Raw genomic sequence first — 13,886 nt, 5'->3', positions numbered from 1 at the left:
GGGAGGGGGCAAGCCCCTCCCACAGTTTGACCACATTTGTTCAGGTGGATCGGGTCAGGCTTTAGCAACCAGCCCATCCGCCCGGAACATCCCGCGAATCCCGCGCACCGCCTGGCGAATCCGGTCCTGGTTCTCGATCAGCGCGAAGCGCACATGATCATCCCCATACTCGCCAAACCCAATCCCCGGCGACACACAGACCTTCGCTTCCAGCAGCAGCTTCTTGGCGAATTCCAGTGAACCCATGGCGGCATACGCCTCGGGAATCTTCGCCCAGACGTACATCGACGCCTTGGGGTTCTCCACCATCCAGCCCAGCTCATGCAGGCCCTTGACCAGCACATTGCGGCGCTGGCGGTACTGCTCGGCGATGTCCTTCACGCACTGTTGGTCGCCTTCCAGTGCGGCGATCGCCGCCACTTGCAGCGGGGTGAAGGTGCCATAGTCGTGGTAGCTCTTGATCCGCGCCAGGGCATTGACCAGTTCCGGGTTGCCCACCATGAAACCGATGCGCCAGCCGGCCATGTTGTAGCTCTTGGACAGGGTGAAAAACTCCACCGCAATGTCCTTGGCGCCCGGCACCTGCATGATCGACGGGGCTTTCCAGCCGTCGTAGACAATGTCGGCGTAGGCCAGGTCATGCACCACCAGCACGTCGTACTGCTTGGCCAGGGCGATCACCCGTTCGAAGAAATCCAGCTCCACGCACTGCGCGGTCGGGTTGGACGGGAAGCCGAGGATCATCATCTTCGGCTTGGGGATCGACCCACGGATCGCCCGTTCCAGTTCGGCGAAGAAGTCCACGCCAGGCACCAGCGGCACCGAACGCACCTGGGCGCCGGCAATCACGGCACCGTAGATATGAATCGGGTAGCTCGGGTTGGGCACCAGCACCGTGTCGCCCTGGTCCAGGGTGGCCAGCATCAGATGCGCCAGGCCTTCCTTGGAACCGATGGTCACGATGGCTTCGGTCTCGGGGTCGATGTCGACTGCGTAGCGATCCTTGTACCAGCGCGAAATTGCCCGGCGCAGACGTGGAATGCCTTTGGAGGTGGAATAGCCGTGGGTGTCTTCACGCTGGGCGACGGTAACCATCTTCTCCACGATATGGGGAGGCGTGGCGCCGTCGGGGTTACCCATGCTCAAGTCGATGATGTCTTCGCCGCGCCGACGCGCAGCCATCTTCAGCTCGGCAGTGATATTGAAAACGTAAGGGGGGAGTCGATCTATGCGCGCAAAGCGGCGCGGCGAACCAAGGTCTGCCATTGTTGCCTCGAGAGTACGTAAGCGCCCGGAACCGTCCGAGCGACGTCGGCCACTGCGGTGGCCTGCGGGGCAGACAATACGGTCGATGATGGCCAGTTGTCCAGATGTGTCGGGAAATTTTCTGCATGGAGTACTGCAAGGATATGCCCCTATACTCGATACGGGTTTGTTCCCTCATAAGAAGGAGACTGTTCAGATGGACCAGCAGACAAAACAACCGTTAGAGCCACGCATGGAAGACGGCAAGGCCCTGGTGATCGCCGGGGTGCAAGGGCGTTATTCGAAGGCTACCGTGGGGGATATCCCCAAGTTGTGGAGTGTGTTCGACGAAAGCGTAAAACACATCAAGAAACGCGTCGGCGGAGTGACCTACGGCGTTTGCCATAACCCCAGCCACGGTGAATTCGATTACATGGCCGGGGTGGAAGTACCGTCCCAAAGCGATGTGCCGAGCAACTTCGAGTGCGTCGAACTGCCTGCTCACCACTACGCCGTGTTCCCGCACTATGGCCCGGTGCAGGCACTGGAGCAGACCTACGAGCGCATCATGTTCGAGTGGTTGCCGCACTCGGGCTACAAGGTGGCGGGGGCGGATTTCGAGCGGTACAGCGCGGATTTTGATGGGCGCAAGGGGACGGGGACGGTGGAGGTCTGGTTGCCCGTGGAACACAAGTAACCCACTGGCTGAACGCTTGTCTCGCCGCAACCACAGGACGTTCAGCCACCAAAGCTGAGTTGATAGCCCTGCGCAGATTGACGTATGGCTTTCGCTACATCAGGGGCCAACCGGCAGTAATCGTCTTCGCGCTTGAGCACGGCTTCCAGGGTTTGAAGGAGTGCCTGAATGCGCGCTTCGGGATTTTCAATTTCGCAGGTTCTTGCAAATTCCAGGATGCCCAGGCGTGCAGCAAACAATGATTTGTTGCCGGACAGGTCAAGTGCCAGTGAGTCCTCAGGGAGATAGGCGGTGGTGTTCACAATGTCGTATACCGGTGCCAGCCGGGTATCCGATTTCAGCGGGTCGCTATAGAGCACGCCGAAGTTCTTCAAGTGAGCGTCGCCATTACCCACTATGCAGCTCAGTGCCACGCTGTCGAACAATTGATCGAGCGAGCTGCGTTGATGTTCTGGGGCGCAGAACACGCGTACGGCCTTGGCGATCGCTGCGTAACTCTTGGTGTACTTCTGCTCCGCAGAGAGACCCATCAAGGTGGTCATGTCTTCGAAACCCAGCGGGTTGAGCTGCTCGTCCCGATCAAAGCGCCGCATGATGAACAGCTTATGATTCTGCGACAGGTAAAAAGGTGGCACCGGCAAGCCTGCATCCCGGGCGATGGACATGCACAGGTACTCATTGATGGCCAACCCCGGAAACTCATCGCGCCCGCTTTTGATAATCAGGTCGTTGGTTTTCGACGTGAATTTCTGCGCGGATGCCTGCGGTTTTTCCGGCACCAGTACTTTGGGCTGCACGCCAGAAATACCTGCTCGCAGGATGTAGCGATCCACCAGTTCCAGGAACAGATCCTCCGCGCCGTCCCAGGCGAGAATTTCGTTGAGGTTTTCTCCGCTGGAGGGAGGGCTGTTGCGCAGGATCAGGTCGTTTACTTGATCCGAAGACACGAACACCCTACCAATCGGTGCACTGCTGCCCGAGAGTGCCAGCAACAACATCGGATCGACCTTGACCGTCTTGGCGAGGCGATTGCGCAATTGCTCCAGAACGTAGCCTTCCGGCAGGTTCATCTGGAAGATGGGGTGAAGTTCTCGGCGGCGATATTCTTCGGCGCGAACGGGCATCGTCAGGCTGACTGCGGTTTGTGCCCGCAGGTTTTCGCCGTAGCGGAACAAATAGTCGTTGGCACTCATCAACACGCTGCCGCTTTTACCTTGAGGGGTATGAACGCGTAAATGGGGGCTAATCATTGAACAAGTCCTCCAGTTCCTCCAGGGTCGGCATGGTCACAGGCACTAATTTGAATTCGCTGCCCAAGGCGGCGATCACTCGGGCATAGGCATTCATTGAGACCGAGAGGCTGCCTTGTTCGACTTCTATCAGCTTCTGCCGGGTAACCCCTGCAAGTTTCGCCAGATCCGCTTGTTTATAGCCACGGTTAAGTCGCATGGCGCGAATTTGGCTGCCCAGTCGCTGAGTGATAACCGAAGTGTCCATGTCATATATTCATTACTTTTTAATTGGAAGTTATGTATACGTTACATTTAAAGTAAGTCAAGACCGCTTCGACCCAACACCCACCTCAACCTCCGCTCATACCCACCCCGCCCCTTATACGCCTCCCCGCTGTCCACCCATCCTGCGCCCAGATACAACCCCATCGCCGCCACATTGTGCGTGTCCACCGACAACTCCAGCGCCTTGATCTGCGGCCACGCCTGCAATGCCGCCGCCGGCAAGGCTTGCAAACAGGCCTTGCCGAATCCACGCCCTTGCTGCTGCCGATCCACCTGCAACGCATGCAGCGTTGCGCTGTGTTCATCGGCCCAGTGGGGCAGGCAGGGCGGGCGTTTAAGCAGGAGGAAGGCTACCGGACTGTCGTCGGCCAGCAGGGCAAAGCCTTTGACGCCGGGGCTGGGCTTGGCCAGGAGCGAATTGAGGGCGCAATACATGTCGCCGCAAAACGGCAGCTGTTCAGGGTGAACTTCGATGGCGCTGACATGCTGTTGTTGCACGGTATTCAGCGTTTCGTAGGCGACAAGGCGGGTTTGCATCGGCGTGTCCGAACAGCGGCAAGGAAGGGCGCAGTCTATCGGGTTTGTGCTGGACGACATTATTTTTCAACGGGCTGTCGATTTGCCCGAGGGCCGTTCGACTAAGGGTGTCTTCCGTGATTTTCCAACCCGAAGGAGTATCGCCATGAGTACCGCTATCAACACCCTGATCGAGCAATGGAAGCAAGCCGTGCTTTCCCGGAATATCGATAAAATTGTCAGCTATTACGCCGACGATATCGTCTCGTTCGACGCCGTGACCGCCCTGCAGTTCAAAGGCAAGGCAGCCTACCGTGCGCACTGGGAGGCCTGCATGGAGCACTGCCCCGGCCCGGGCATTTTCGAGTTCCACGAACTGCGTATCGTCGAGTCCCAGGACAGCGCATTCGCCCACTGGCTCGCCCACTGCGGCGGCGCCGGACCGGACGGTGAAGTGAAGGCCTGCTGGATGCGGGTGACCGCCGGCTACCAACGCTTCAACGGTGACTGGAAGGTGGTGCATGAGCACTGGTCGGCGCCGTTCGACATGGCAAGTGGCACGGCATTGTTCGACCTGAAACCTTGAGCGCCGCGAACTATAGTCAATAGTCCGAAGACGGAGACGCACATGAAATACCTCTGCCTGATCTACAGCAACGAACAGGTGCTGCACACCTCGCCGGACAGCCCCGCAGACCCGGAGTGTCTTGCCTATGCGCAGTCCATCCAAAAAAGTGGCCGTATGCTCGCCGCCGAGCCGCTGGAGTCGGTAACCACCGCCACCACGGTGCGCATGCGCAATGGCAAGGTGTCGATCACCGACGGGCCGTTTGCCGAAACCAAGGAACAGCTCGCCGGGTTCTACCTGATCGAGGCGCGCGACTTGAATGAAGCGATCCAGGTGGCCGGTGGCATTCCGGCCGCCCGGGTCGGCAGTGTGGAAGTGCGCCCCGTTCGCCAATTGAATCTCTGAGCACAACAACCATAAGACTTGAGGAGGTTTAGCCATGCCTACGCAACCTGCCGAATTTGAACTGTCCATCAGCCGCGTGATCGATGCGCCGCGCAGCCGGGTGTTCCGCGCCTGGACCGAACCCGCGTTGTTGCAACAATGGTGGGGCCCCCATGGCATGACCACCCCCGAGTGCGAAATGAACCTGTGGGTCGGAGGGCTGTTTCGCACCCTGATGCGCGCGCCGGATGGCAGCGAGTACCCGACCCAAGGCGTGTTCCTGGAGATTGTCGCCCCTCGGCGCCTGGTGTTTACCGACGCCTATACGCCGGGCTGGATCCCTTCGGGCAAACCGTTCATGACCGCCGAAGTGACGCTGCAGGAAGTCGAGGGTAGCAAGACCCTCTACACCGCTCGCGCCATGCACTGGAGCGCCGAAGACAAGCAGGCCCACGAAGCCATGGGCTTTCACGACGGCTGGGGTCAGAGCCTGGACCGCCTGGTGACGCTGGTGACCCAGGGCATGCGCGATTGACGCCTCCCATCGAGGCGATCTACCGCAGTGAGTCCCGGCGCGTCCTCGCCACCCTGATCCGCCTGCTGGGGGATTTCGACCTCGCCGAAGAAGCCTTGCACGAGGCGTTCTTCGTCGCGGTCGAGCGCTGGCCGCAAGAGGGCGTGCCGGACAACCCACGGGCCTGGCTGGTGTCGACCGGACGCTTCAAGGCCATCGACCGTTTACGCCGACAGGCCCGCTTTACCCCGTTATTGCAGGCGCAGGCCGACGCCCTGGAAGCCGCTGACTGGAGCGTTGAGGACGTGGAAGACGACCGCCTGCGCCTGATCTTCACCTGCTGCCACCCAGCGTTGGCGGCCGACGCCCAGGCGGCGCTGACCTTGCGTGAGATCTGCGACCTCACCACCGAAGAAATCGCCCGCGCCTTTCTGGCCACCCCGACCACCATCGCCCAACGCATCGTGCGGGCCAAGGGCAAGATTCGCGAGGCCAAAATCCCTTATCAAGTGCCGTCACTTGCCGAGCTGCCCGAGCGCCTGGACAGCGTGCTGCGCGTGATTTACCTGGTCTTCAACGAAGGCTATTCGGCGTCCATGGGCGCGGACCTCACGCGCGAGGACCTGACCCGCGAAGCGATTCGCCTCGGCCGCCTGCTCCTGGAATTGCTGCCGGAACCGGAAGTGATGGGCCTGCTGGCGCTGATGCTGTTGCACGAATCCCGCCGCGCGGCGCGCACCTCGGCCAGCGGCGAGCTGGTGTTGTTGGATGAACAGGATCGTTCGCGGTGGGACGCGTCGCTGATGGCTGAAGGTTGCGCGCTGGTGGAACGGGCACTGACCCAGCGGGGTTTTGGTCCGTATTGCCTGCAGGCGGCGATTGCGGCGGTACATGCCGAGGCACCCAGCGCCGGGGAAACGGATTGGCTGCAGATTATCGGGCTCTACGATGTGTTGCTCAGTGCCGCGCCGTCGCCGGTGATCGAGTTGAACCGCGCCGTGGCGGTGGCCATGGGCGAAGGGCCGTTGGCGGGGTTGCAGTTGGTGGAAGGTATTCTGGCGCGCGGCGAGTTGCTGGATTACCACCTGGCGCATTCGGCGCGGGGCGAGTTTTGCCGGCAATTGGGGCGGGTGGAAGAGGCCCGGGCAGCCTACGAAAAAGCCTTGTCGCTGACCCAGCAGATCCCGGAAAAACGCTTCCTCAAACACCGCCTGGCCGAACTCAATCTCCCCAAGCAATGAAGATCAAAAATGTGGGAGGGGGCTTGCCCCCGATGAGCATGGGTATCTACACAACTTCCAGTGAATACGGAATCTATGGCAATTAGGCTTCTGTGGTGAGCGGGCTTGCCCCGCGCTGGGTTGCGAAGCAGCCCCAAAACCTTCACCTCGATTGATTCTGGCACTCTGCGGTGACCTTATTGGGGCCGCTTCGCAGCCCAGCGCGGGGCAAGCCCGCTCACCACAGAGTTATGTGTCAGCCTTTAAGAGTTGTGTAGATACCTATGCCCCGATAGCAGGGTGTCAGTCGCTGCATTAGGTGACTGACCGACCGTCATCGGGGGCCCCACACATTAATCTCAATTGTCTGAAAAAAATCACTCCAACATCTTCCCCAGCAACCAACTCCCCGCCGGCCCTGGCGGATGGTGCCGTGACCACAGTGCATCCACCGCCACCGAACGCGGCCAACCGCGTGCCTTGAGTTCGACCAGTTTCCCGCCACCAAAGCGTTCCACCAGCCAGCGCGGAATCGGGGCCCAGCCGAAACCCAACTGCGCCATCTCCAACAGCATCAGGTAACTGGGGGCCGACCAGACACGGCCGTTGGCGCGGGTTTCGTTCGGGTTGATGATGCTTGCCAGGCGCAATTCGCGGTGCTGTTGCAGGGCGTGCGCAGTGAGGGTATCGAGGCCCGCCAGCGGATGCTTCGGTGACACGAACAGGGCGATTTCGGTGCGTTCGTCCACGGGCGCGCGGGTCAGGTCAGGCGGATACTCTTCCTGGTGTTCAATAAACGCAATCTGCGCGCGGCCGCTTTGGACCAGGGCGATCAGGTCTTCGCACTCGGCGATCAGGCATTCCAGCTCCAGGTCCGGGTAGCGCTGTTCAAAGGCGCTGAGGGCGACTTCGAAACGGTCGGACTGGTAGGTATCGGACATGGCGATACTCAGCTTCGGCTCCAACCCCTGGGCCAACTGGCTCGCCGCCAATTCCAGCCGGCTGCTGGCCTCCAGCACCTGCTCGGCGCGTTGCAGCAACACATGGCCCGCCGGCGTCAGCGTCGGCTTGCGGCTGCTGCGATCGAACAGCACCACATCCAGGTCAATCTCCAGGCTCGCCACGGCCGCGCTGACGGTGGACTGGCTCTTGCCGAGCTTGCGCGCCGCCGCCGAAAACGAGCCTTGGGTGGCCGCCTGCACAAACGCCTGCAGCACTTCGTTAGAAGCCATGACTATCGCCTTGATCGATGGTTATTGGTTATGAAGTATCGAGTCAAAGGCTAATGATGACAACCATCGTCACTCACGGAGCCGGCTCATGAACCCTACCAAGTCGATTACTGAACGCGTTTGCCAGGCCATTGGTTTCGAAGCCCTGGCGTTGTTGATCTGCACCCCGTTGCTGGCGTGGATCATGGACAAGCCTGCCTTGGAGATGGGCATGGTCACCCTGGCGATCAGCCTGTTGGCGCTGGCCTGGAACGTGATTTTCAACGGCCTGTTCGACCGCCTCAAGGCGCGCCTGCAACTGGCCAGCAACGGCTGGACCCGCGTGCTGCATGCCTTGATGTTTGAAGGTGGGTTGATCCTGGTGTGTGTGCCGCTGATTGCCGCCTGGCTGAACATCAGCTTGGTGCAGGCGTTTATCCTCGACATAGGCGTACTGCTGTTTTTCCTGCCGTACACCTATGTGTATCACTGGGGGTATGACGTACTGCGTGACAAGCTCCTACAGAAACATGCCGCCCGACGCCTCGATACGTTGGCCGGTGATCCAGGCACTACCGTCGGCGAGCAGGCTGGCAATCGCGCCGCCGATATCGTCCGGTAACCCGGCGCGGCCCAAGGCGGTATTGCTGGCGACCATGGCGTTGAGGTTGGCGTTGTCGCGCACGGCACCACCGCCGAAGTCGGTTTCAATGGCGCCGGGGGCCAGGATGTTGACGCTGATGCCACGGCCGCCCAGCTCTTTGGCCTGGTAGCGGGTCAGCACTTCCATCGCGCCTTTCATGGCGGCGTAAGCGGCGTAGCCGGGCAGGCTGAAGCGCGCCAGGCCACTGGAAATATTGACGATGCGCCCGCCGTCGCGGATCAACGGCAACAGCTGTTGGGTCAGGAAAAACGGACCCTTGAATTGGATCGCCACCAATTGATCGAACTGCGCTTCGGTGGTCTCGGCGAAGCTGGCGTGAATGCCGATACCGGCGTTGTTGATCAGAAAATCGAAGCGGTCCTGTGCGAAAACGTCCTTGAGTACGCCAGCAACCTCACCGACGAAATCAGCGAACGTCGCGCTCTGGCTCACGTCCAGTTTCAGCATCGCGGCACGGCCGCCCAGTTGTTCGATCTGTGCGACCAATGCCTGCGCTTCATCGGCCTTGCTGTGGTAAGTGCCAATGATGTCGACGCCTTGTGCCGCCAGGTGCAGCGCGGCGTTTTTGCCCAGGCCACGGCTGGCGCCGGTGATCAATGCGATTTTACGGGTCATGGTGATGTCCTCGGTGATTGAGTGTGGGAAGCAGTGTATTTGTCCGGTCATAACGTGATAAACAGCGCTGTACCGGAATCACTGGCCGAATAAGGCGAACAATCCCATGAACAAACTGGAGCTGCTGCGCACCTTCGTGCGCGTTACCGAGCTGTCGAGTTTCACCGGTGCCAGCGAGAGCCTGGGCCTGCCGCGCTCCACGGTGTCGGAGCATGTGCAGGCGCTGGAGGAACTGCTCGGCGCCCGCCTGTTACAGCGCACCACGCGCAAGGTGCAGGCCACCCAGGATGGCCGCGTGCTGTATGAGCGCAGCAAGGATTTGCTCGCGCACATGGAGGAGTTGGAGGGGCTGTTTCGCCAGGACGAAGCGCAACTGGCCGGGCGGATTCGGGTGGACATGCCCAACATGATGGCGCGGGACTTGATCCTGCCGCGTCTGCCGCAATTCATGGACGCGCATCCGCTGATCGAACTGGAGATCAGCACCACCGACCGCCAGGTCGACCTGCTCGCCGAAGGCTTCGATTGCGTGCTGCGCGTGGGCGCGCAGCCGGACCAGAGCGTGGTGGCGCGGCTGCTGTGCAGCATGCCGATGATCAACTGCGCGAGCGCCACCTACCTGCAACGCTACGGCGTGCCCCGGACACTGGCCGACCTGGCCGACCATCACCTGGTGCATTACGTGCGGCCGTTGGGTTCACGTTCGGCGGGGTTTGAATACGTGCAGGGCAACAAGGTGCTGCGCGTCCCCATGGCCGGTCGGGTCACGGTCAACAGCACCGATGGCTACAAGTCGGCCTGCCTGGGCGGTTTCGGGATTATTCAGGTGCCGGCCCTGGGCATGGGTGACGAATTGGCCAGCGGGGAGCTGGTGGCGGTCCTGCCGGACTATCCGGCCCCGCCGCTGGATGTGTCCCTGCTCTACGCCGGTCAGCGGCATCTACCCCTGCGGGTGCGGGTGTTCATGGATTGGCTGGCGACCATTCTGCATTCGCAGCTTTAACGCCGCGCCGACAGCTGTTGCGGCGCCAGGAAGGCGTCGTGGAAGTAATCGCGAAATGCCTGCATTGCCGGGGTAAAGGCGCGTTCGCGGTGCCAGGCCAGGCCGACGCTCATGGGCGTGACGGGGTCGGTGACGGTCAGGGTCTCGATGCGCTTGCCTTCCAGCGACCAGGGCCGGTGCACCAGGTCCGACAGGATCGCCACGCCGCTGCCATTGGCAACCATGCTGCGCACCGCCTCCACCGAGCTGGTGCGCAGCCGCACCTTGGGCGTTTGCCCGGCCTGTTCCCAATAGCGCATGGCGCTGTGTTCGGCTTCATCGACGGTGAGCAGGATGTACGGCTCCTGCGCCACATCCGCCAGGCTCACCGCACCGCGTTCGCACAATGGGTGATGGCTGGGCAGCCATAAACGACGTTCCGAGTTGAACAGGATTTCCGAGACGATCGCCGGGTGGGTGAGGTTCGCAGTGAGGACCACGGCCATGTCGAACTGGCCGTCGAGCAGGCCCTGTTCGATGGCCTGGCGCTCCTGCTCGAACACCTCCAGGGTCACATCCGGGTGCCAGTGCTCCATGCGCTGCAGGTGGTGGGGCAGGAAGTAACCCAGCACCGTGTAGCTGGCCGCCAGGCGCAGCACGCCGCTGGCGCGGTAGTCGGGCAACGGGCTGTTCAGCGCATCGTCGACACTGCGCACAATCACGTAGGCGCGGTTGAGAAAATGCCGCCCGGCATCGGTCAGGTTCATGCCCTGGGCCGAGCGCACAAACAGTTGCACGCCGAGCAGGGCTTCCAGCTCCTTGATCGCCGTGGTCACCGCAGACTGGGAGATGTTCAGGTGAATCGCCGCCTGGGAAATCTGGCCGATTTCGGCGGTGGCCACGAAGTAGCGGATTTGGCGCAAGGTCAGGGACATGGCTTTATCTGATTTTCAGAAGATAGGCCATCTGATAATAGATCTTCCCAAGGGGTCAAGCCGCAGCCTACTTTCGAGCATCACCTTTTGGCGGAGCGTCCCCGATGCAGGCAGTGGATTTCAATTCAGACATGGGCGAAGGCTTCGGTCCCTGGACCATCGGCGACGGCGTCGACGCGGAGCTGATGGCCTATATCAGCTCGGCCAATATCGCCACCGGCTTCCATGCCGGCGATCCCGGCACCATGCGCCGCACCGTCGCGCGCGCCAAGCAATTGGGGGTGGCCATCGGCGCACACCCGGGCTTTCGCGACCTGGTGGGCTTCGGTCGTCGGCATATCAATGCGCCGGCCCAGGAGCTGGTCGACGACATGCTCTACCAACTGGGCGCCCTGCGCGAAATCGCCCGCGCCCAAGGCATGACGCTGCAACATATCAAGCCCCACGGCGCGCTCTACATGCACCTGGCCCGCGACGAAGAAGCCGCGCGCCTGCTGGTACAGAACCTGCAAATCATCGAGCCGACGCTGTTGCTGTACTGCATGCCCAACTCGGTGATCTGGCGCGTGGCCAAGGAGCTCGGGCAACCGGTGGTGCGCGAATTCTATGCCGACCGTGAGTACGATCTCACCGGCTCCATTGTGTTTACCCGCAACGTACGTGCGCTGGATCCGGCCACGGTCGCGGCCCGTGTCCTACGGGCGTGTCAGATGGGGCTGGTGCGTACCGTAGAAGGCGAAGACCTGTTTATTGAATTCGACTCCATCTGCCTGCACAGCGACACCCCCGGCGCGCTGGAGTTGGTGGAGGCCACCCGTGAAGCGTTGGACCAGGCCGGTATCACAGTCAAAACCCCCTAATAAGATCGCACATTTACTTTTTTGCCTGCCTTTCTATAACGATTCCAAGAGGAACAGACATGGCTGAAACGTCCCCCATCCGCTACAGCTTCGGCGGTGATGAACACCTGTTCGCCGAAGTCAGCGAGAGCATGTCCCTTGAAGCTTTTTTCAAGGGCATGGCCGTGACCCGTGCCGTGGAGCGCCTGGCGCTGGAGGGCGTGCTGGATGTGTGCCTGGCCAATGCCTCGTTCCAGATTCGCTTCGACCCCGACCGCATCGCCCCCCATGTGCTGCTCGACGCTGTGCAAAGCGCCGAAGCCCAGGCTGTGGCCGAACGCACCCTGCACACGCGCATCATCGAAATCCCGGTGCTCTATAACGACCCCTGGACCCATGAAACCCTGATGCGGTTTCGCGACCGGCATCAAGACCCCGGCGCCACCGACCTGGAATACGCCGCGCGCATCAATGGCCTGGCCGATGTCGAGGCGTTTATCGCCGCCCACAGTGGTGCGCCGTGGTTTGTCTCGATGGTGGGTTTTGTCGCGGGCTTGCCGTTCATGTTCCAGATGGTCGAGCGCGAGCGGCAGTTGCAGGTGCCCAAGTACCTGCGCCCGCGCACCGACACGCCGAAGCTGACCCTCGGCCATGGCGGTTGTTTCGGCTGCATCTACTCGGTGCGCGGCGCCGGCGGCTACCAGATGTTCGGCGTGACCCCGGCACCGATCTACGACCCGGCGCAGCAGCTGGCTTACCTCAAGGCGCATATGGTGTTCTTCCGGCCGGGTGACATCGTGCAATTCAAACCCATCGACCGGGACGCCTACGACCTGGCCGTTGCCGAGGTGGAGGCAGGACGTTTCGACCTGCGCATTCGCCCGGTGGAATTTTCCCTCGATGCGTTTCTCGCCGACCCCATCGGCTATCCGAAAACCCTGCAGGAGGCGCTGGCATGATCAAGGTCCTCAAACCCGGCCTCGCCACCTCTGTGCAGGACCTGGGCCGCGAAGGCTATTACCACCTGGGCATTCCGCCATCGGGTGCTTTGGACCAATACGCCTTGAGTGCAGCCAACCATCTGGTGGGCAACCCGGTGGGCGCGGCCGGCCTGGAATGCACTTTGATCGGGCCGGAATTGGAGTTTCAACGCGATACCCTGGTCGCGCTCAGCGGTGCGTTGATGTCGCCGCGCCTGGACGGTGAAGTGGTGCATCAGGACACCGCCTTTGAGGTGCGTGCCGGGCAGGTGCTGCGTTTCGAATTTCCCAAGGCCGGTGCCCGCACTTACCTCGCCGTCGCCGGTGGCATTGACGTACCGTTGGTGCTTGGCAGCCGTTCCACCTACACCCTCGGCGCCCTTGGTGGTTTCCACGGGCGACGCTTGCAGGCAGGCGATGAGCTGCCCATCGGCGAAGCCAGCGGTCTCGGGCGGGCAGGCAACAGTTTGCCGATGGCATTGCGCCGCTCGGTGGGCGGCGATGTCACCTTGCGCGTGGTGCCAGGCCTGTATTACGAGCGATTGACCGCGGGCGCCAAGAGCAGCTTTTTTGCCGAACCGTGGACGGTCGGCTCCGAGGCGGACCGCATCGGCTATCGCTTCAAGGGCGGCAGTGCGCTGAGCTTTCAACCGCGTGAGCAGCCGTTCGGCGCGGGGTCGGATCCGTCGAATATCGTCGACAGTTGCTACCCGATTGGCTCGATACAGGTACCGGCGGGGCTGGAGCCGATTGTGCTGCACCGCGATGCGGTATCCGGCGGTGGCTACGCGATGATTGGCACGGTGATCAGTGCCGACCTGGACTTGATCGGGCAGATGCAGCCTAACCAGCGGGCGGGGTTTGTGGCGGTGACGTTGGAGCAGGCACTGGAGGCGCGGCGGGTGTACAAAAAACGGCTCAAGGCCATGGCGGGGCTCTTCAACAACTGACACGGCACACATCCAAATGTGGGAGGGGGCTTGCTCCCTCCCACATTTT

General features: G+C 61.5%; 17 protein-coding genes. 10 read left to right on the top strand and 7 right to left on the bottom strand.

Annotated elements, in window-relative coordinates; genetic code table 11:
• Positions 1 to 54 precede the first annotated feature (54 nt).
• On the bottom strand, positions 55 to 1,266 hold the full coding sequence (gene alaC, locus BLW22_RS22830) for an alanine transaminase (protein ID WP_065947859.1): 1,212 nt from the start codon (positions 1,264 to 1,266) through the stop codon (positions 55 to 57).
• 196 nt (positions 1,267 to 1,462) lie between these two features.
• Between alaC and BLW22_RS22825 the strand changes: the two genes are divergently transcribed.
• Positions 1,463 to 1,942 carry a GyrI-like domain-containing protein gene (locus BLW22_RS22825; RefSeq protein WP_074847510.1) on the top strand — a complete coding sequence of 160 codons (480 nt, stop codon included), beginning with the start codon at positions 1,463 to 1,465 and terminating at the stop codon, positions 1,940 to 1,942.
• 41 nt (positions 1,943 to 1,983) lie between these two features.
• Here BLW22_RS22825 and BLW22_RS22820 read toward each other — a convergent pair whose 3' ends face one another.
• The 3 genes from BLW22_RS22820 to BLW22_RS22810 are packed head-to-tail and all read right to left on the bottom strand — an operon-like array spanning position 1,984 to position 3,996.
• On the bottom strand, positions 1,984 to 3,192 hold the full coding sequence (locus BLW22_RS22820; protein WP_065947857.1) for a type II toxin-antitoxin system HipA family toxin: 1,209 nt from the start codon (positions 3,190 to 3,192) through the stop codon (positions 1,984 to 1,986).
• Complete coding sequence (locus BLW22_RS22815; RefSeq protein ID WP_065925271.1) at positions 3,185 to 3,439, bottom strand: helix-turn-helix domain-containing protein; 255 nt, start codon at positions 3,437 to 3,439, stop codon at positions 3,185 to 3,187. Before BLW22_RS22815 ends, BLW22_RS22820 begins: the two co-directional genes overlap by 8 nt.
• Before the next feature lie 47 nt (positions 3,440 to 3,486).
• On the bottom strand, positions 3,487 to 3,996 hold the full coding sequence (locus BLW22_RS22810; protein ID WP_065925270.1) for a GNAT family N-acetyltransferase: 510 nt from the start codon (positions 3,994 to 3,996) through the stop codon (positions 3,487 to 3,489).
• A 145-nt stretch (positions 3,997 to 4,141) separates the two neighbouring features.
• On the opposite strand from BLW22_RS22810, the gene BLW22_RS22805 reads away from it, so the two are divergent.
• The 4 genes from BLW22_RS22805 to BLW22_RS22790 are packed head-to-tail and all read left to right on the top strand — an operon-like array spanning position 4,142 to position 6,682.
• On the top strand, positions 4,142 to 4,561 hold the full coding sequence (locus BLW22_RS22805) for a YybH family protein (protein WP_065925269.1): 420 nt from the start codon (positions 4,142 to 4,144) through the stop codon (positions 4,559 to 4,561).
• Positions 4,562 to 4,603: 42 nt separating this feature from the next.
• On the top strand, positions 4,604 to 4,948 hold the full coding sequence (locus tag BLW22_RS22800; RefSeq protein ID WP_065925268.1) for a YciI family protein: 345 nt from the start codon (positions 4,604 to 4,606) through the stop codon (positions 4,946 to 4,948).
• A gap of 34 nt (positions 4,949 to 4,982) precedes the next feature.
• On the top strand, positions 4,983 to 5,462 hold the full coding sequence (locus tag BLW22_RS22795; RefSeq protein ID WP_065925267.1) for an SRPBCC family protein: 480 nt from the start codon (positions 4,983 to 4,985) through the stop codon (positions 5,460 to 5,462).
• Entirely contained in the window at positions 5,459 to 6,682 is a 1,224-nt protein-coding gene (locus BLW22_RS22790; protein WP_074847509.1) for an RNA polymerase sigma factor, read from the top strand. The genes BLW22_RS22795 and BLW22_RS22790 overlap by 4 nt, the downstream gene beginning before the upstream one ends.
• Before the next feature lie 356 nt (positions 6,683 to 7,038).
• Here BLW22_RS22790 and BLW22_RS22785 read toward each other — a convergent pair whose 3' ends face one another.
• Positions 7,039 to 7,893, bottom strand: coding sequence for a LysR family transcriptional regulator (locus BLW22_RS22785; protein WP_074847508.1), 855 nt, complete (start codon positions 7,891 to 7,893; stop codon positions 7,039 to 7,041).
• Between the two features lie 88 nt (positions 7,894 to 7,981).
• Between BLW22_RS22785 and BLW22_RS22780 the strand changes: the two genes are divergently transcribed.
• The gene (locus BLW22_RS22780) at positions 7,982 to 8,494 is read left to right on the top strand and encodes a multidrug/biocide efflux PACE transporter (RefSeq protein WP_043293516.1); all 513 of its coding nucleotides are present in this window, start codon (positions 7,982 to 7,984) and stop codon (positions 8,492 to 8,494) included.
• Here the strand turns inward: BLW22_RS22780 and BLW22_RS22775 are convergent.
• A complete protein-coding gene (locus BLW22_RS22775) occupies positions 8,393 to 9,151 on the bottom strand; it encodes an SDR family NAD(P)-dependent oxidoreductase (RefSeq protein WP_074847507.1) in 759 nt (252 codons plus the stop codon). The genes BLW22_RS22780 and BLW22_RS22775 overlap by 102 nt on opposite strands.
• Before the next feature lie 106 nt (positions 9,152 to 9,257).
• On the opposite strand from BLW22_RS22775, the gene BLW22_RS22770 reads away from it, so the two are divergent.
• Complete coding sequence (locus tag BLW22_RS22770) at positions 9,258 to 10,154, top strand: LysR family transcriptional regulator (RefSeq protein WP_074847506.1); 897 nt, start codon at positions 9,258 to 9,260, stop codon at positions 10,152 to 10,154.
• Here BLW22_RS22770 and BLW22_RS22765 read toward each other — a convergent pair.
• Complete coding sequence (locus BLW22_RS22765) at positions 10,151 to 11,068, bottom strand: LysR family transcriptional regulator (protein WP_027605626.1); 918 nt, start codon at positions 11,066 to 11,068, stop codon at positions 10,151 to 10,153. The genes BLW22_RS22770 and BLW22_RS22765 overlap by 4 nt on opposite strands.
• A 104-nt stretch (positions 11,069 to 11,172) precedes the next feature.
• Here BLW22_RS22765 and BLW22_RS22760 point away from each other — a divergent pair, with 104 nt between their 5' ends.
• The 3 genes from BLW22_RS22760 to BLW22_RS22750 are packed head-to-tail and all read left to right on the top strand — an operon-like array spanning position 11,173 to position 13,837.
• On the top strand, positions 11,173 to 11,928 hold the full coding sequence (locus tag BLW22_RS22760) for a 5-oxoprolinase subunit PxpA (protein ID WP_065925262.1): 756 nt from the start codon (positions 11,173 to 11,175) through the stop codon (positions 11,926 to 11,928).
• Positions 11,929 to 11,987: 59 nt separating this feature from the next.
• On the top strand, positions 11,988 to 12,866 hold the full coding sequence (locus BLW22_RS22755) for a 5-oxoprolinase subunit B family protein (protein WP_074847505.1): 879 nt from the start codon (positions 11,988 to 11,990) through the stop codon (positions 12,864 to 12,866).
• Complete coding sequence (locus BLW22_RS22750; protein WP_065947850.1) at positions 12,863 to 13,837, top strand: 5-oxoprolinase subunit C family protein; 975 nt, start codon at positions 12,863 to 12,865, stop codon at positions 13,835 to 13,837. The genes BLW22_RS22755 and BLW22_RS22750 overlap by 4 nt, the downstream gene beginning before the upstream one ends.
• The last annotated feature ends 49 nt before the right edge of the window (positions 13,838 to 13,886 follow it).

It is taken from the genome of Pseudomonas marginalis, from assembly GCF_900105325.1.
Taxonomy (GTDB): domain Bacteria; phylum Pseudomonadota; class Gammaproteobacteria; order Pseudomonadales; family Pseudomonadaceae; genus Aquipseudomonas; species Aquipseudomonas marginalis.
The sequence above is the reverse complement of the archived record's forward strand: the minus strand, read 5'-3'. Positions and strand labels throughout refer to the sequence as shown.